An 18,393-nucleotide genomic window follows, 5' to 3' on the forward strand; every position below is an offset into this window, starting at 1 on the left:
TGCATCTAAAGGCGGTGAATCCGATTGAAACAGCGTACATTTATCTGGCTTAGCCTGTTCCCCGCTTTTCTGCTGCTTGCGGTCTTTACGTTTTACCCGTTTTTGCGGGGCGTCGTTATGGCGTTCCAGCATTACGAATTGTTTAACCTCAACGACACCTCATTCGTAGGCTTGGATAACTTCGAGGCCGCGTTCAAAGACAGCAAATTCCTCTCCGCCCTCGAGCACAGCGTCTACTGGGTATTTTTCTCGCTCATCTTTCAATTCATCATCGGACTTGCGCTCGCGCTCATGCTCAAAAAGCAGTTCCGCGGAAGAGGCGTCTATCAGGGCTTCGTGTTCTACTCCTGGGCGCTGTCCGGATTCCTGATCGGTCTGATCTGGAAGTGGTTGTTTAACTCCCAGTACGGCGTTATCAACGACTTGCTGCTCAGAATAGGCCTCATCGACGATCGAATCGGTTTTCTCTCCGACCCTTCCTGGGCGATGTTCTCGGTTATCGTCGCGAACGTCTGGTACGGCATCGCTTTCTTCGCCATCATGCTGCTGGCCGCGTTGCAGCCGGTGCCCGGCGAGCAGTACGAGGCGGCGGATATCGACGGCGCGAACGCGTTCCGCAAATTTTTCAATGTTACCTTGCCTTACATCATGCCGACGATCATCGCCACGACGCTGCTGCGGGTCATCTGGATCTTCAACGATCCGGCGCTCGTCTACGGCATGACCAACGGCGGACCTGCCGGCAGCACGCACGTCCTGTCCTCCCTCTTGATGGAAAGACTGCTCGCGGGCAACTACGGCGCAGCATCCTCGATCGGCGTCATCATGCTCGTCATTCTGATGCTGTACACCGTATTTTATCTGTTCGTGACGAAGTCCGAGAAAGTGGGTGACTTCTGATGGCCGCCAAAGCGACGCTTAAAGGCTTAAAAGTTTTGTATCTGACGCTCCACCTGGTCGTGATGGTGTTCCCGCTGTACTGGATCGTGATCACGGCGTTCAAGCCGAAGGGCGATATCTTCAAGCTGCCGATTTCGTACTGGCCGAGTCATTTTTCCTTGAGCAATTTCGACCGCATCTTTACGGTATCCAAGTTTCACGTATATATCATGAACAGCTTGATCGTATCCATCGTGTCCGCCGTCGCCGTCATTATCATCTCGATCTTGTGCGCGTACGTCATGGCGCGATTCACGTTCCGCGGTCACAAGCAGATCATGCTCGCCTTTTTCCTCACGCAGATGCTGCCGGGCTTCGTATCGCTGGCGCCGCTGTACCTGATGATGTCGAACATGGGGCTGACGAACACCCGACTGTCGCTCATCCTGCTGTACACGACCGGCTCCATCGCCTTTTCGACCATTATGCTCCGGGGCTTCTTCCAGCGCATACCGGCCAGTCTCGAGGAAGCGGCGATGATCGACGGCTGCTCGCGGATTACGTCGCTGTTCCGCATCATCATCCCGGTCATGCTGCCGGGCATCGCTTCGACATTTATTTTTGCCTTCGTTCAGAATTGGAACGAATTGTTCCAGGCGGTCATGTTTATCGATACGAATTCGCTTAAGACGCTTCCCGTCGGGATGAACTCCTTCGTCTTGAAGTTCGATATCGATTGGGGATCCATGTCGGCCGGAACCGTTATCTCCGTCATCCCTACGATCATCATGTTTGCCTTCGCCCAACGGTACATCGTTGAAGGCCTGACGCAAGGGGCAGAGAAAGGCTGAGCAAGTTTCTTGCGGGATAGGAGCAGGTAATCATGACAACTAGCGAAAGAGACAAAAATCGTTTTTATACGGAAGTATCGCACGACGCCGTCGACAGCCGCCATCAAGGCGCCATCTCGATGCCGGTCTACCAGAGCAGCCTGTTCGCGTTCGAGACGCATCAGAAGTTCGACGAAGCGATGAAGGATGTGCTCGCCGCCTCCGTCTACTCGCGGGGCAACAACCCGACGGTCATGTACCTGGAGGATAAAATCGCACGGCTCGAAGGCGGGGATAGCGCACGCTGCTTCGCCTCCGGCATGGGCGCCATCTCCGCCGTGATCTTCGCCCTGGCCGGCTCCGGCGATCACATCGTCTGCGTCGACCAGGCCTATGGACCGACCCGCGAGCTGCTCGCCGATCTGTCGGCGCGCTTCGGCGTCGAAGTCTCCTTCATCGACGGCAAGGATACGGAAGGCTTCGCGAACGCGATCCGTCCCAATACCAAGCTGTTCTACCTGGAGAGCCCGACCTCGGGTATGTTCGAAATGCAGGACATCCCGGCGCTTGCCTCCCTGGCCAAGGAACACGGCATTGTCACGGCGATCGACAACTCCTGGGCGACGCCGTACTTCCAGAAGCCGCTCGCGATGGGCATCGATCTGGTCATGCACTCGCTGACGAAATACTTCTCCGGCCACAGCGACAGCCTCGGCGGCGTCGTCGTCGGCAGCCGCGAGCTGATCGGCCTGATCGGCCACCGCAGCTACCTGAATCTCGGCGCCGCGATGGCGCCGCAGACTGCGGCACTGATCACGCGCGGCCTGCGCACGCTTCCCCTTAGACTCGAGCGTCACAATGCCAGCGCGCTCAAGATCGCGGCGCATCTGGCGTCCAAGCCGGACGTCGCCCGCGTCAACCATCCGGGGCTGGAGGGCTACCCGCAAAAGGAGTTGGCCGACCGCCTGCTGAGCGGGTACGGGGGATTGTTCTCGTTCGTGACGCGCCACAGCGTCGAGAAAATGAAGCAATGGGCGACCGACCTCGACTACTTCCGCATCGGCGTCAGCTGGGGTGGCTACGAAAGTCTCGTCACCGTCGGCTCCGCCCCCGCCAAAGATGTCGAAGAAGGCGTCGCGCTGGCGAGCGTGCGCCTCTATATCGGCATCGAGGACCCGGACGAGCTGCTCGCGGATATCGAGCGGAGCTGGGCCAAGCTGCACGAGCCTGTATTGGAAAGCCACTCTTTGTAAAGCACGCGTACAGCAAAAAACGGGATGAAGCAGAGTCGTTTCTGCTTCGTCCCGTTTTTGCGTTGTGCGCTTGCTCGCCCGCGACCGCTCATTGAACCTCGCTATATTGTCGCGACGATATCCGGTACGTCGTGGGCGACATCCCTATTTTAGCGGTAAAGTGCTTAATCAAATAGGTGTCATACTCATATCCCGTCGCTTGCGCAATCTCATTCAGACTCATATCCGTATGCGTAAGCATCTCGCTTGCCATCTTCACTCGATAAGACAGCAGGTACCCCATCGCCGTTTTTCCGCATCTTTCCTGAAACAACTTGTTCAGCGTCACCCGATTCAGATGCGCGCAGTTCGTCAAATCCTGGAGCGTTATTTTGCGCGCGTAATTGGTGTGAATATAATCCAGCACAGCCTCTACAGGCGAATGTTCATGCGTCCGACTCAGCTCCTCCAGCAGCCCCATAATTTGAATGAGGTACTTTTTGATCCGGCATGCCCATAGCGTGTCGCTTTGCGCCTGCACTTCGGTGCCCAGTATGAAGAACCATTCAAACAATAAAGGATAAGCTTTTCCCGTTACGCGCGGAATGCCGTCATGTTTCCCGTTGCGCTGAAACAGGGAAAGACCGATCTGTATGCGGGAGGCTGCGGAAAAGGGAGAATCGGTGAGCTTGTTCGACTTTAAAAAATCGTCATGAAAGCAGAAGGACTGCGCACATAGGTCGCTTGCATCCGTCACCTGCAGCCGATCTTCCCCGGTCAGGCAGAAAATAGCAGGGGCGTCGACGGCGATGGGCCGCCCGTTCAGTCTCCCCTTTAAGCTGCCGGAAGTGATATATGTCAGCGTATACCGTTCCGGATACGGAAAAAACCGAAACGCCTCCACGGGAACAAATTCAATGTTTACGACCCGCTTCTTGTGCCGATCCAGCTGCGGCATTCGATCACCCGTCAAATAGTATAGTTAACTGTTGCACATCTATCAGTGAAATTCAGAGGTGTTCACCTTAATATATCATTATAAATCGGATAGGAGGAAACGAAGATGCCTGTTGAAAGATTCCATATTCAGATCGCCGACGACATCCTTAACGACCTGAAAGCCAGACTTCAACGTACGCGTTGGCCGGATGCCATACTGGGTTCCGGCTGGGAACGAGGGACAGACATGGGCGAGCTGCAGTCGCTGCTCTCTTATTGGAAGGATCATTATAAATGGCGGGCGCAAGAGGCTGAGTTGAACCGTTTTTCTCAGTATCGGTGCAACATTGACGGCGTAGACATTCATTTCGTCCATGAGCGCGGCAAAGGTCCTAACCCGATCCCCATTCTTCTTACGCATGGGTGGCCCGACAGTTATCTTCGCTATCAAAAGTTGATTCCTTTGCTCGCGGATCCCGCGAAATATGGCGGTCGTCCGGAGGACGCTTTCGATGTGATCGTCCCTTCGATTCCGGGCTTTGGCTTCTCGGGTCGTCCCCTTCGTTCTGGCGTCAACAATTTAATCGTATCCGACATGTGGGCCAAACTCATGACAGCGGAATTGGGCTACAGCCGCTTTGTAGCAGCAGGCGGGGATCTCGGCTCCGGCGTTACCCGGTATTTGGCCTTTCGTCGCCCGGAGCTGCTGTACGGCATCCATCTGACGGATGTGGGCATTTTAAGGAGTTTGCTCTCCTCCAGCGAACCAGGAACCGATGAAGAGGAGCAATATAAAAAAGAAGTCTCGAAGTGGATCGCGCAAGAAGGAGGCTACATGTCGATTCAATCGACGAAGCCTCAAACGCTTGCTTATGGGCTTACCGATTCTCCGGCGGGTTTGGCCGGTTGGCTTCTGGAAAAATTCCATGCTTGGAGCGACTGTAAAGGCGATCTGTTCCAAAAGTATAGCAAGGACGAACTGGTAACTGCGATCATGCTGTATTGGGTAACGAATACGATCGGGTCCGCCAATCAAATTTATTATGAGAATACCCATACGCTGCCGCCGATCGGTCGAATCGAAGTTCCTACCGGCATCGCCATTTTTCCGGCCGATGTCGCGCTGCCGCCCAAATCATGGGTTATGCGCAATCTGAATGTCGTTCGCTGGAGTGAGATGTCTGCGGGCGGTCACTTCACGGCAATGGAAGAGCCCGAGCAGATGGCAGACGACATTCGTGAATTTTGCAGGCCCTTCAGAGAATAGCAGCAGCATTGTCACAATGCTATCCTGAGCAAGTTAACTCCTTCGCCTCGCGCGCGACACCGGAACCGCACAAAAAATGTGCGGTTTTCGTATGTTGTCCTCCGCGCTGCGACATCCTCGCTCCCTCGCCACGTCCGTGACGCGACGTCCTCGCTCCCATCGCCTCTCCCGGCCGCGCCTGCACTTCAGCCGCGGCCTACTTCGCCCTATTGATAATGAAAATCTTTTATAGGATCCATAAAATGTTCATTTGCGCGCAGGAACGAATCGTGATAAGTTTTAATTAATTATTAGATAATAATTATTCTAATGTAGAACGAAAGGAAGATGGGCATGAACCAATACGATTTCCATCACCTTGACCACGTCAAAGAGCAAAACACCTCCAAAAAGACGCTTTGGATTACGCTGACTTTGACTTTGTTTTTCACCATCGTAGAAATTGTGGGCGGGCTTGTGTCCAACTCCCTTGCCCTGCTCTCCGATTCGGCGCATATGATCTCGGACGTGCTGGCTCTGGGCCTCAGCATGGTCGCCATTTACATGGCCACCCGTAAGCCCAACCGGAAGTACACGTTCGGCTTCCTCCGGTTTGAGATTATCGCGTCGTTTCTGAACGGGCTGGCGCTCGCCATCATTGCCGCCGGCATTTTCGTGGAAGGGATCAAGCGCATCGTTCATCCTCAAACCGTCGATATGCCCATTATGTTAACGATCGCATCCATCGGCCTGGTCGTGAACGTCGTTCTGACGATCGTACTCAGCCGCAGCATGAAGGAAGAAGACAATCTGAACGTAAAAAGCGCGCTATGGCACTTTATCGGCGATCTGCTTAGCTCCGTCGGTATTATCGTTTCCGCGATCGTCATCCACTTTACCGGCTTCTTCCTGTTGGACCCGCTGATCAGCATGGTCGTGGGCGCGATTATTTTCACGGGAGGGTCCAGGATCATTCGCGAATCGTATCTCGTACTGATGGAATCGGTCCCCGACAAGTTCGATCTGGACGCCATTCGCCAAGATCTTAACGACCTGGACATCGTCGTGGACGTACACGAGCTTCATCTGTGGGCGGTGACGACGGAGCACTACTCGCTGACCGCGCATGTTTTCGTGAAGCAAGGGATCGAGCCCTTCTGCGCCATTTTGGCGATCAATGAGATTTTGAAAAATAAGTACGGAATCGAGCATTCGACGATCCAGATCGAACACCCGATCCTGCACGATCACGGAGAATACGGCAAAGCGTTTATGCTGAGGCAGGCCTAAGCCTGCCCGGTCACGCGAAATGGCCCGCCTGTCGGCGAGCCACGATTTACGATCTTGCGGAATGAGCCGACTTCGACTCCTCCTTATTCGCCGAGCCACCGATCCGCGAAAGCGTACGTTTTTTCGCCGTCCCACACATGCCCGCCTTTAAATACATGGTGAACGAATCGTTCCTCCGCCTCCATCAGTCTATAGGCCCCCGCAGCGATCTCGACCTGTTCGGTCACGTTATCCAATCCCCGTTCGCCGTTGAGCGGATCTTGATCTCCGGTCTCGATCAACAATGCGCGCGGGGCGATCAAGGCCGCAATATCGCCCATATCGACGTTTTCCCACAAGTGGGGCACGTAATTGCACGAGCAGTTGTATAGATTCAACAAAGCGTCCTTGTAGCCGTAAAAATAGCCGCTGACGACCGCGCAGCTCACCCGCTCGTCGAGAGCCGTCAGCCAGAGCGTTTGCAGTCCGCCACCCGACAAACCGCAACACCCGATTCGGTCCTGCGCGCAATCTTCGCGGGTCTCGATGTAGTCGATGAGACGCATCAAATCCCATGTCCACATCCCCGTAAGAGACAGTCCAAGACCGATCGCCATGACGTTCAAATGATTGCAGGTGCTGGAAATGAACACATCCTCCTCATCGCCTTGTCCCGACGATTCCCGGCGCTCCCCGAACCCCCGGGCGTCGGGGCAAAAAACGATATAACCCCTGCGTACAAATTGAACGCCGTAATCGTAACGATCGTTTTCGATCTTTTCTTTAAGAGCCGGTATATCCGTTCGGCCTGCCGGAGAAAATTTCCCGGCACTGCCGTGACCGTGCGCTGCGATCATGCAGCGTCTTTTCTCGTCCGGCTGCAGATCGTCCGGTATCAGCGTATAAAAAGGCATCCACACGCCCGGTTCCGTCTGGATGAGCCATTTCTCGCGACGATACCCGTCCAGCTGTACGGTTTCCAGCCGTTCAGGCTGCAAGTCGCACGTTTCCATCCTCGTCAGGCCGGTGATATCGCCAAGCTTGGATCGAACGCTCGTCTTCCAAGCTTCGTGCGCCTTCAGATCCGCGGCATTGTATCGCAGCTTGCGGGCAACCCGATCGAACCTGTCCGCCAAACTGGCCATGGCCGTATAGTACTTATCGATATGCGCTGTCTTCATGGTTTCCACCTCGAATGCTTGTGCTCGCTTCTTTTTTGAAGTCTTAATCTGTAGTTAAAGGCAAAGCGTAAAGCCTGCCCTCGCCGGGAGCGAGCGACGAAGTCAACATTCCCGTCGTTGCATTATAATCCGTACTCGTCTCCAAACCGGTCGATTTGGATACTTCGGCAACGTTGGCCGGTTTCGGCGATATCGCAAACGAGACGGTTCTCGCGTTCGCGTAATCCCGGTTGACGACCATCACATATTTCCTTCCGCTCGCGTTTTTAAAATAGCCGATAATCAACGGCTGCGTCGTATCGACGGGCCTCCAGAAAAAGTTCGCCGGCAGCGCCGATCCCGACGGCGGCAACGTTCCGGTATGATATACGGCCTGGGAGACGAGCGTCTTGAGCGTGGGGCCGAGTTTAAGCAAGCCCCCGTTTATCGTTTGCGCAGATGCGTATAAGGGGCCTTTGGAACCGTCGGGGAGAATGATTCCGTCATGGAACGACTCTCCCTGCCCGCTCGGCGTTTCGTACGTAAAATAATTGATTCCTTTTGCACCGTAAGCAAGGCTGGTATAGATCTGATACCTAAGCTCGTTCTCGGTCGGCAGACGCAGTGCCCCCGTTATCCCGACCGACTGGATATAGGTCCAGAAATCGATCGAAGCTGCCAGCGTTTGCCGCCGGATGATTTCCAGATTCGTATAGTATTCGTTGCTAAAACCGCTGCCTGCATCAAATGGATAATGATCGTAGATGAGAAAGTCGGGTTTCTTGCTCGCCCATCGGTATACGTAGTCTTCATAAGAGAAAGGGTTCAGGCTCTGATTCAGGGCGAACCAATAATCCCCGTTGATCGGGACGCCGGACGCGTAAGCGGTTACGTCCTTTTCCAATTTCACGCCGCCTGTGGTGCGAATGACCCAGCCAACGGAGTTGTCTCCTCCCCCGCCATGCGTCAACTCCCAGTAATATACCGTATTTGGACTGACCGCCGCATTAACCGTAAATATAGGAAAATTCGTTGACGAGCCCGATAAGGTACTCTGGCCCAAAAGCGTCGTTTTAGCTGGCGAATTCCATAGTTTAAGCGTCAACGGTTCATTGCTTCCCCACTGGCTCTTGTCGATATAAAGTTGAATCGTCGAAATATGAGTCGTACCTGAATTCGTCTTGAACGATTGACCCAAGGCGCTGCTTGTGGTGACGTAATCGCCGGCCTGGGCGCCGAAGCCGAGATTTGAAGCATAGGTCGGCAGCAAATTAACGTAAGTCAAATGATTCGGATCGGCCTGCCTGAACTTTTCCATCGTCCCTTGCAGTCCGACCATCGCCGCCGCGGAAGGTTCGTCCATGAGGCTGTAACCCAGCACACCCGGGTTCGCGGCGTAATGTGCCGCAATATCGTTTATTAACGTCGTCGAAGGCTGCGTGCCGCCGCTGTACATTTTCTGTCCATAGTTCAGCCTGAACCAGAAGTCGTAATTGGCCAGCGCCGTACCGTTCTGATACGCCGTTCCTCCGGCATATACGTTCGAGGTTTGGCCGACGACCCAGCCAATATTTGAAGCGTTATCGCTCGTCAGCTCGAAATAATAAGTCGTGCCGGGCGTGAGCCACTGATACAGCTTAAAAACGGGGTAATCGTCCGCTACCGGTCCCGTGATGGAGGATGAGCCGAGCAAATTGGTTTTGCTGGGCGAAGTATAGAGGCTCAATGTAAGTTTTCTCCCCGCCGTCCATTGTGTCCTGTCGATATAAAGCTGAATCGTATCGATCGCAATGTCCGGATCGGCGGGCGTCGTAAACGTCTGTCCCAGTGAATTGCCGCTGGAGACGTATTTGCCGTCGTTGCCGGCTGTTTGGCCGAACGTGAATTTATACGAGCCGAGCCTGTCGTCCTGGACGACGCACTTCAAGCCTTTTGCCGCGCATTGCGCAAGCGACGCATCGTTCTCCGCATAGGTGTCCACGCCGTTGGACAGCAGCACGAAGGTCGCGTTCATATCTTTAATCTCCTGGTACTTGGCGCTCGTCGTTTCCGTAGGGCCAGGCGACCAAAAAATTCCGATCGGAAACGGATCCACGGCGGGGACCGCGGCTTGTGCGGATGCCCCCCCTGCAATGCTGGCTAGCGCAACCGATAATAAGGCCATTTTCTTGATGTTCACGATCGCATCTCCCTTCGATTGTCAAAGCGGAAAAGCCCTTAAGCATGCCGGTTTGCTTCCATTTCATGTCGATCGGAACAAGAAAGCAGTTACATCTTCAGGGCGCCCTGCGTCATCCCCTGAATGTAGTACTTCATGCCGAAGGAGAAAATGAACAGCAGGGGAACGGATGAGATCGCATATGCCGCAAACCGCGTTCCGAGATCGGTAACCCCGAACTGCTTGGTGAAGAGCGTGAGGCCGACGGAGATGACCTGGAGATTGCTGTCGCGAATCGTGAGCAGCGGCCAGATGTAATCGTTATATACGCCTACGGATTGCATAATAAAAAGCGTGGCGAGAATGGGCAGCGAGAGCGGCACGACGATCTGAAGGAAGACCCGCCTCTCCGTCGCTCCGTCTATTCGAGCCGCTTCGAACAGCTCGCCCGGCAAGCCCGCCATATACGTTCGGCAGAGGAAGGTTCCGAAGATCTGCCCGCCCGCCGCGCTGGAGACAATGATTGCCCAGGGCGTATTTGTGAGACCCATGTTTTCGTACAGCACGTAAGAAGGAATGAGGGTCAGAATGCCCGGTATCATCATGATTGCGAGCATCATCAGAAAAAGCATTTCCTTGCCGGGAAACGTCTTTTTGGCGAACAGATAACCCGACACCGAAGACAGCAGCATAACGCAGACGCTGCCGGCGACCGCATAGCCGACCGTGTTCACGATGTAGCGCCAGACGACGCGGAATGCTTCGGCATAGTTGCCCCATCTCGCGGGGGACGGCATCCCCCAGAAGTTGCCGAGAATCTGAGCGTTGCTCTTCAGGGAGCTGATCATCATAAAGAGGATCGGCACAAGCGTAAGGAAAACCAGCAAAGCAAGTATCGCGATGATGCCTATCTGTCGAAAGTTGAGGTGCTGGCGAATATTCATCGTCGTGCCTCCCTAATCGCTCGCCGATTTGATGAGCTTCATATTGATGACGGTAATGACCAATATGACGGCGAACATGCTGACGCCGAGCGCCGACGCGTAGCCAAGATCGTTGAACTTCGTAGCGGCATAGTACATTTGCAGCGCGGGAACGTAGGTCGAATCCATGGGACCGCCGCCCGTGACGATCAAGATCCCGTTGAAGTCCTGGATGATGCCGATCAGGCCAAGAATAATCAGGAACTTGAACTGGCTGGACAGCATCGGCAGATGAATCGAGCGAATGATCCTCCACAATCCCGCACCGTCCATCTTAGCCGATTCGGTGAGTTCTCCCGGGATGGCCAGCAGGCCCGCATACAGAACAAGCAATTGAAGGATACCTACAAACGGAAAACCGATAAAGATCAGCGCCCAGAGCGCCGTATTCGGATCGCCCAACCACCCGTGCGTCCAGGAACCGAGCCCGATCAGCTCCAGGAAGTTGTTAAACAGTCCCGTGTTCGGATCATAGAAGTTCTGCCATATGAGCAACCCTGCGACCGAGGGAATGACCATCGAAGCCGTAAAGGCCGTCCGCGAGCCGTACTGGAGCCTTTTGCTTCTCAGGTGGTAGATCAGTTCGGCGACGACAAGCGGAGGAATGAGCGTCTTGATAAGTCCTGTCACGATCAGAATCAGCAGGTTGCCGAATCCTTTCGTTACATAAGGGTCGTCGATCATGCGCTTGAAGTTGTCCAGACCGATGAAGGTCGTCGTTCCGCCCGGCTGCCACTTGTACAGCGAGTGGAACAGTCCCGAGGACGCCGGGAAGTACAAGAACACGAAGAGGAGCAGGAAGCTCGGAGCGAGTCCCACATAAATCCATTTGGCTCGCCACATGTCTTTGAATATCCCCAGCCTATTGCGCTTCTTCATATAAAGCAGGAGCAGCAGAAAGGCCGCAACGACTGCAGCAGCCAACGCCGTCCACAGGATGTTTTTTAATCTCGCTTCGCTCTCCGCGCTTTTCACGACGCTGCCGACGTCCAGCTTCAGAACTCGGCCGACGTCCGTTCCCGCGTAGAGGGTCTTGCCGTCCGGGGCGAACTCCACGGCACGTCCAGCCTTGCCTTCCTTCGCTTCCCACAGTTTCTTGCCGCCACGGTTGTAAATATAGAAGTTGCCCGACAGATCCGCAGCCCCCACAAGCTCGCCGTCCTTCGAAAAGGTAACGGCAGAGACGCTGTCCCGCGTGTCGTAGGCTTTCGCCTTATTCCCATTCGCGTCGAATAGCTCGACATGGTCGGCGTTCGTCCCGACGGCCGTGTAGCCGTCGTTCGTCACGGCAATGGAAGCGATCTGACCATCGGCGCCGAACTTGCGCAGAACCTTCCCGTCCTTCGCGACCAGATGCACATATTGGTCCGCAGTCGCAACGGCGATCCATTCCCCATTCCCGGATATCCTGACCGTCTTCATAACCGTGCCGATCTCGGCCGTGCCCGTCGTCTCTCCGGTTAGCGCATTCACGAACAACAGATCGTTGCTCCGCTGAATGACGACGGCCAGGACCGAACCGTCGCTCGAGGCCGAGACGCTCTTCACCTGACGCTTCATATCGACGTCCCAACGAAGGCTGCCTTCGGCATCGTAGGCGTAAAGATGCCGATCGTCCGAAGCAACGTACAAGGTACCGTCATTTAGCAGCGAAACGTCGGTGACGACATTTTTCGCCAGCGTCTCATGCAGCAGCTTCCCCTCTTGATTGTAGACATTCGTCTTGGAGCCATGGGTGCCGACCGCTAACCGGCTTCCGTCCTCCGAGGCGCTGATGGATGTAATCCCTCCGGCACCTTCGATGGTCCATTCTGAATTCGCAGAGACGGCGCTCGGCACGAGTCCCAACAGGAGCAACAGCGTCAATAGGATCCAAGGGATTTTTCTCATCGTGCTCCTCCTTGCCTGTGCTTGGCCTTCCATGTTCATAAAAAGGGATGCTCCTTCGTCAACGTGCAAACTCAACCGCGCAGGCTCGGCGCCTGCGCGGTTGAAACTCATTGTCTTACTTGCGTTCGGGCGGTCTTCTCTCCGGCGTATCCAGATCGGACAGCTCCTTCTTGCTCTGCTTCAGCATCGGCTCGAGGTACTTGTCGATATTGGCTTGAAGCTCGCTCAGGTATTGCTCCGTCGTAAGCTTGCCCGCGAAGAAGCGCTGCACGCTGCCGACCCAATCCTGCACGGAAGGCTGGTAATCGTTGATGCCGCGCGCCAGATTGTTGCCCGGGCTCTCATAGCCTTCTGTATTGCCGATCGGTTCGAAGTTGGCGAACGCGGCGGTCATCTCGGCCGGAAGCGTGATGTCCTTTAGCGCCGGCGCTCCGGAGAGTGACGCGTCCTTACTGTTTTGAATGGCTTCGGCATAGACCTTGTACCCTTCGGGACTAGTCAGATACATCATAAAATCCATGCCGAGCGCGTTCTGCTCTGCATCTTTGCTTACAAGACCGTAGAAACCGATCGGAATCTGGATCGTGCGGGCCGGGGCGATGACGCCTTCGCCTTCCATCGACGGCATGTTGAAAAATCCATAGTCGAAAGCCTTGACGCCGCCAGTGGCGCCCGTCTTCGCCTCATCGGCGAAATCCTTCGGCAGCTGCCAGTAGGAAGCGGGCGTAGAGACCATCGTCGCCGCCTTGCCCGTCAGGAACATCTGGTATGCCTGGTCATCCTTTACGCCGAAGAATCCGTCCGGCGTATAGGAGAACAGCTTCTTCAAGTTATCCGCATAGGCCGTCCACGCCGGGTTGCCCGCGATCTTGTACGGTCCCGTCTTGTCTTGTACGGCTTTCCATTGGCGAAGCGGGTTCTTGGTGACGTTGCTGTTTGCATCGTTGAACGGATCCGTCGGGTCGTACTTCCAAATGCCGTCTACGCTCGGCAAATAGGTGTAATCCTGTTCTTGCGACCGAATGACATTAATATAATCGCGCAAGTATTGGTCGGCATAGATCCGCACGAGCCAGCCGGCCTGACCGCTCCACATCGAGTTAGCGTCCCCTGCCAGGGCAAGCGGCGTGTAGCCTGCGGCCTTGATCTTGTCAAAGTCCGCCGTCAGTTCGCTGAAGGTCTTGGGCACTTCCGAAATGCCAATCTTGTCGAAGATCTCCTTGTTGTACATCCAGACGATCTGCACAGATTCGAAATTCAGATTGTACAAGTGGTCTTCGGTTCCCACGCTATCCAGGTTGATGCCCATCGCGCCGAGATCGAGCGAATCCTTCCAGGGCTTGTTGGTATAAGGATTCACCTGGTCTAAGTACGGATAATAATCGACGAATTTCTTATCCGCCAACAGGTTCGCCACTTCGTTGTTCGTGACGAGGTCGGCATCCGGCGTCCCCGCCGCGAACTGGGCAGTCAGCCATTCTTTGTAGTTATCCGCCGGTTTGATGTCGACGTTAACCTTCACGCCGGGATTCTTTTTCATGTAGGCGTCTGCGACCGCGTTCCAAACGGCGGACGATCCGTTCGAAAGCGAGATGTTAAACGTGCCCGACAGCTGGGAAGCCGCCGATTCGGTCGAGCTTGCGGACGCACTCGACTCTGGCTCTGCCGCTTTGTTGTTGTTGCTGCATGCCGCCAGCACAGTCGCGGTTAACAGCGCGCTAGCGAGGATAGCCGAGCTTTTTTTAATGTTCATGTCAATCTCCTCTCTCATTTCAAACGTTTTGAAGCGCTGATTTCCCCCATTAAAAGGACTTTCTCGGCAAAGTATTATTATACTAAATTAATATACTTTACTTATCAAAGTATACAATAAATTCTCTCCGCCGTGCAATAGCCTTTTTGAAAAGTTGGCGAAAACACAAGAAAAGGCTGTCGTCTTGAGCCGACAGCCTTTCCTTTAATTAACGAATATAAAATCTCTTTTTATTGGTCCGGCCCTTACTTCACCACCGGTCCCGTGCTGTTCCGCAGCTTTAAGGTCGGTACGATCTCATCCTTAAGAAGCTGATTCTGTCCGTCCTTCAATTCAAACAGCAGGATCTCCGCAGCCCGCTGACCGAGCTTCTTCGTATTCTGATTGACGGTGGTAAGGGGCGGATACGTATACTGGCTCACCTGAATATCGTCAAAACCGATGATGCTGATGTCGTTCGGCACATTCAGCATCATCTTCCTGGCCGCCTCCATCGCACCGATTGCCTTGTAGTCGCTTGTGGCAAATACCGCGGTCGGCGGATGATCCAGGCTCATTAATCGCCGAAAGCCATCCGCGCCCATCTCGGTCCGCTCCTGACTTCCGCTCACAACGGCGACGAGCTCAGGCTCAAACGCGATCTGGTGCTGCGACAGCGCTAATCGGTACCCTTGCAGACGGAGAGAAAACTCCTGATTCATGTCTAGAACGGAGTTGCCCGTGAGGATGACTCCGATTCGCCTATGCCCCAGTGAAAGCAAATGCTGCGTAGCCAGATAACCCCCGGTCAGGTTGTCCACGATCACATACGGGATGCCCAAATGCGGATAATAAAAGTGAACCGTCGCAATCCGCCTGCGCTCTTGCTGCCATTTGCTCAGGCGCATTAGATCGAAGTCCTCCTGCCCTGTCAGAAGAATGATGCCTGCCTGAGGATCATCGGGAAGCACATAATCTTTGCCGATATTCCAAAGATAGAAGTCGACTCCGTTCTCCTCGCATACCTCTTTGATCCCGTCGAACATATCGTTAAAGAAAGGATGATTAAAGCTGTCGGTCTGAATCTGGTATACGAAATAAAGGGTGCGAATCGGTTTGACGCCGCCTTCCGCGTTCGCTTTCTCTTGAATGAAGCTCCCCTTGCCCCGGATTCGATAGACATATCCTTCCTGCACGAGCTCCGACATCGCCCGGCGGGATGTAATCTCGCTCGTGTTATATTCTTTTGCCAGTTCGATTTGCGTGGGCAGCGGATCGTGAGGCTTGAGCTCGCCTCTTTCGATCTTACGCCTGAGATCGTTCACGATATATTGGTACATGGGCATTTTGTCAAATTTGTCCGTATCCATATGAATCCACTCCCCTGAATGGATTAAGTATACTTAAGCTCGCGATTTTTCGCAACACAAAAAGGCGGCTCGCTTCCTTGAGAACCAGCCGCCAAAACAAAGGAATTATTACATTATACGGTTGTAATCCAAGCCGCCGCCGCATTCATTGCCGGCAGCGTACCTGTAATGCGAACGCCGTCTTCGTTCGCCGAAGCAGTCGCCGACTCTACGCTCGGCGCCGACCAGAAGATCCCTTTCGGCAGTTCCGCCTGGTAGCTGATCTCTCCATTCGACTGCCGCCCCCACCGGACGCGGATCTCTCCGCGCTTGGTGGGAACGACGCCTTCAGCCCAGTCGATCCCTTGGGCCGCGATCGGCTGCAGCACGACTCTGTTCGCTCCCATATGGGAGACATCGATGCCCAGCAGCTCTTTGCTTAACAAGTACGTAGGCGAGGCCCCCCATCCGTGGGACAGGCTGACCGGAATGAAATCCTGAAGATACGTAGGCGTATGGCCCATATATGGACTCGGCGTCGTCGAGAACGGCAGAGAAGGATCGAACGTTTCCCACCAAGTCGTCGCTCCCCGGTCCAGCATGGCTCCCCAATACGACCGAATAATGCGAATCGCGTCTGTCGCGTAGCCATTGTCAAATAGCGTCTCCAGCACGATATGGTAGAAGAAGGATCCGCGAATCGGAGGCAGCCTGCCGGCCAAAAACTCGCCCTCGACAAAGGCCATGACCTCGCTCTTCTCCATAATGCCGGACCAGGCTGCAGCGAAATTCGTCTGCGCGGTGATGCTGGACGATAAACCTTTGTCTGTCCGGCAATCGACGTACATTCCCTTATCCGGCTCCCGGAGCATTCTTCGGATCGATGCTTTCGTCCTTTCCGCTCTCTCCTGCAGCTCCTTCCCAAAGCCGGACTCTCCCGCAGTGTCGGCCAGGGACGCTGCCGTCACCAAAAATTTATAGTAGAAACAGGAGAGCGCCGTCACCCGGTCCTTCCGCTCGATATCGTCCGACCAATCGATGAAACACCACCAGCCGTCGCGGTCCGCCCTGGCGAACAGCCCGGTTTCGTCCTCCTGGTCGGCGAACCACCTGGCAAGGCGAACGATCGTCGGCCAGATTTCCTCCAAGAAGGACTTGTCATGGCTGTAATCGTAATACGCCTTCACGCCAAAAAGCCAATGCGCGCAAAAATCGGGCAGCATAAACGAGTTACGCACGGGGCCGTTGCCCGGAATCGAGCCATCCTCGTTCTGGATTCGCGCCCCTTGCAAGAGAGACTTGCGAACGAGGGCGGAGTCGTCGGAGACCTGATAGACGACCTTCGCCATAATCACGGCATCTGCGACCCACAAAGCCGCCTCGCGGTACGGACAATCCTCGAAGTGATGCTGGCTGTTCACGAACGTCGTATAGCGGCCCGTCTCCCATATTCGGTTTAGCCTCTCGTCGCTGCAGCGGAACGAGCCCGCCTCCGTAAACGGATAACGCACGAATTCCATCTCTAAGCGTTGAACGCGAAGCGGTACCGGCGTTGCCATCGCCGCCAGCTTCAGATAACGGAACGCGCGGCGGCCGAACGGTTCGAGGAGATTCTCCCCCGGGCGCAGCAGATACGTATCTGTCAGCGATACCTCCAGCGACTCTCCGCAATAAAGTTGAAGGACGCCCCCTTCCGGCGCTTCAACCCTAAGCTTCGGGTAGCCGACCACTTCCGCACCGAAGTCGTAGGTAACCTGCGGAAAGCTCCCCGGCTTCGAAGCATCCATCGTCAGCGCATTTTCAGGCGAATCCGTCAACACAGCTTCAGCGAACGCAAGCCCGCCAAGAAACGGCTCCGACGAGACGACCGAAGCAGGTCGGACGAGCGTGCGCCGCAGAAACGGAATCTCGCGCGGCAGCAGCCGCGGCCAGGGAGAGCCCGGTTCCTCCGCTCCGGCGACAACCTCGGCATCGGGCCAATCGGAATCGTCGTAATCGATCCGCTCCCAGCCATCCTCCCGAGCGACATCGAAGATCTCCCGGTAGCCGCCCCAGAGATGCAGCCGGCTCGCGTTCGCCTTCCAACGCGGAGAACGCCTGCACTTCCACTCGGTTCCGCTCGCGATCGTCTGCAACGGCTTCTTGTGCGCCGCTTCGGAATCGTACAGATCCAACTGGCAGATGAGCCCGCCGGGTCCTTGAAGCTGATTCGTCACGATTTCTCCCGCACCGAAGTTATTTGCCACGATCGCGAGCACATTCGACCCTCTGGAGAGGCGGTCCGCAACCTCATACGTGTCGAACGACATCCAAGCCAGGTCCGAGGGGGCAGGGCCCCTTCCCAATTCCTCGCCGTTCAAATAAAGCTTGTAGGCCTGGTTCGCAGAAATCCGAAGCCTCGCGCGCTTGATTGACGGTCCGACCTCGAAAACCTTTCTAGCCTCTGCGTAGACGTCGTTTAGATCCTTTGCTCCCGAGACCCATATCCACTTTGCCGTCCATTGTTGTTGTGAACGCATGCTCTTCTCCCCGCACTTGATTTGAATGAATGTTCTTTCGTTTATGGCAAATATAAAAGTATTCTTTCATTCTTTATATAATATACTTTATTAGAAAATACCACAACTAAATATACTTTTTATGCCTGAAACGAAAAGCCGCTCCTCCTCCCATTCAGGGAAGAGAAGCGGCTCCGTGCCGTCAATGCCGGCAGGGTATGATTGATC

The 18,393-nt window shown here is 54.8% G+C and carries 13 protein-coding genes; 5 read left to right on the forward strand and 8 right to left on the reverse strand.

Features of this window, described 5'->3' with window-relative positions; translation table 11 throughout:
- Positions 1-24 precede the first annotated feature (24 nt).
- Genes KVT38_RS02370 through KVT38_RS02380 form a run of 3 tightly spaced genes read left to right on the forward strand, consistent with a single transcriptional unit; the run spans position 25 to position 2,962 of the window.
- Positions 25-900, forward strand: coding sequence for a carbohydrate ABC transporter permease (locus KVT38_RS02370; protein WP_254638918.1), 876 nt, complete (start codon positions 25-27; stop codon positions 898-900).
- The gene (locus tag KVT38_RS02375) at positions 900-1,730 is read left to right on the forward strand and encodes a carbohydrate ABC transporter permease (protein WP_217592087.1); all 831 of its coding nucleotides are present in this window, start codon (positions 900-902) and stop codon (positions 1,728-1,730) included. The genes KVT38_RS02370 and KVT38_RS02375 overlap by 1 nt, the downstream gene beginning before the upstream one ends.
- A gap of 32 nt (positions 1,731-1,762) precedes the next feature.
- Positions 1,763-2,962: a trans-sulfuration enzyme family protein gene (locus tag KVT38_RS02380; protein ID WP_217592088.1), complete on the forward strand. Its 1,200-nt coding sequence runs from the start codon at positions 1,763-1,765 to the stop codon at positions 2,960-2,962.
- Positions 2,963-3,050: 88 nt separating this feature from the next.
- Here KVT38_RS02380 and KVT38_RS02385 read toward each other — a convergent pair whose 3' ends face one another.
- Entirely contained in the window at positions 3,051-3,899 is an 849-nt protein-coding gene (locus KVT38_RS02385; protein WP_217592089.1) for a helix-turn-helix domain-containing protein, read from the reverse strand.
- A gap of 105 nt (positions 3,900-4,004) precedes the next feature.
- Between KVT38_RS02385 and KVT38_RS02390 the strand changes: the two genes are divergently transcribed.
- Together KVT38_RS02390 and KVT38_RS02395 are read left to right on the forward strand one after the other, a co-directional pair.
- Entirely contained in the window at positions 4,005-5,147 is a 1,143-nt protein-coding gene (locus KVT38_RS02390) for an epoxide hydrolase family protein (protein ID WP_217592090.1), read from the forward strand.
- 333 nt (positions 5,148-5,480) lie between these two features.
- Positions 5,481-6,416 carry a cation diffusion facilitator family transporter gene (locus tag KVT38_RS02395; RefSeq protein WP_217592091.1) on the forward strand — a complete coding sequence of 312 codons (936 nt, stop codon included), beginning with the start codon at positions 5,481-5,483 and terminating at the stop codon, positions 6,414-6,416.
- Positions 6,417-6,499: 83 nt separating this feature from the next.
- Here the strand turns inward: KVT38_RS02395 and KVT38_RS02400 are convergent, their stop codons facing one another.
- The 7 genes from KVT38_RS02400 to KVT38_RS02430 form a co-directional block, all read right to left on the reverse strand.
- Positions 6,500-7,576, reverse strand: a complete 1,077-nt coding sequence (locus tag KVT38_RS02400) for an alpha/beta hydrolase family protein (RefSeq protein WP_217592092.1) — start codon at positions 7,574-7,576, stop codon at positions 6,500-6,502.
- Positions 7,577-7,619: 43 nt separating this feature from the next.
- A complete protein-coding gene (locus tag KVT38_RS35330; RefSeq protein ID WP_217592093.1) occupies positions 7,620-9,734 on the reverse strand; it encodes a beta-galactosidase in 2,115 nt (704 codons plus the stop codon).
- Between the two features lie 89 nt (positions 9,735-9,823).
- Positions 9,824-10,657 carry a carbohydrate ABC transporter permease gene (locus KVT38_RS02410; RefSeq protein ID WP_217592094.1) on the reverse strand — a complete coding sequence of 278 codons (834 nt, stop codon included), beginning with the start codon at positions 10,655-10,657 and terminating at the stop codon, positions 9,824-9,826.
- A gap of 12 nt (positions 10,658-10,669) precedes the next feature.
- A complete protein-coding gene (locus tag KVT38_RS02415; protein WP_217592095.1) occupies positions 10,670-12,586 on the reverse strand; it encodes an ABC transporter permease subunit in 1,917 nt (638 codons plus the stop codon).
- A 115-nt stretch (positions 12,587-12,701) separates the two neighbouring features.
- Complete coding sequence (locus KVT38_RS02420) at positions 12,702-14,339, reverse strand: ABC transporter substrate-binding protein (RefSeq protein ID WP_217592096.1); 1,638 nt, start codon at positions 14,337-14,339, stop codon at positions 12,702-12,704.
- Between the two features lie 245 nt (positions 14,340-14,584).
- Positions 14,585-15,688 carry a GntR family transcriptional regulator gene (locus KVT38_RS02425; protein WP_217592097.1) on the reverse strand — a complete coding sequence of 368 codons (1,104 nt, stop codon included), beginning with the start codon at positions 15,686-15,688 and terminating at the stop codon, positions 14,585-14,587.
- Between the two features lie 113 nt (positions 15,689-15,801).
- The gene (locus KVT38_RS02430) at positions 15,802-18,186 is read right to left on the reverse strand and encodes an alpha-L-rhamnosidase-related protein (RefSeq protein ID WP_217592098.1); all 2,385 of its coding nucleotides are present in this window, start codon (positions 18,184-18,186) and stop codon (positions 15,802-15,804) included.
- Positions 18,187-18,393 lie beyond the last annotated feature (207 nt).

This window comes from Cohnella sp. GbtcB17, from assembly GCF_019091135.1.
GTDB lineage: Bacteria > Bacillota > Bacilli > Paenibacillales > Paenibacillaceae > Cohnella.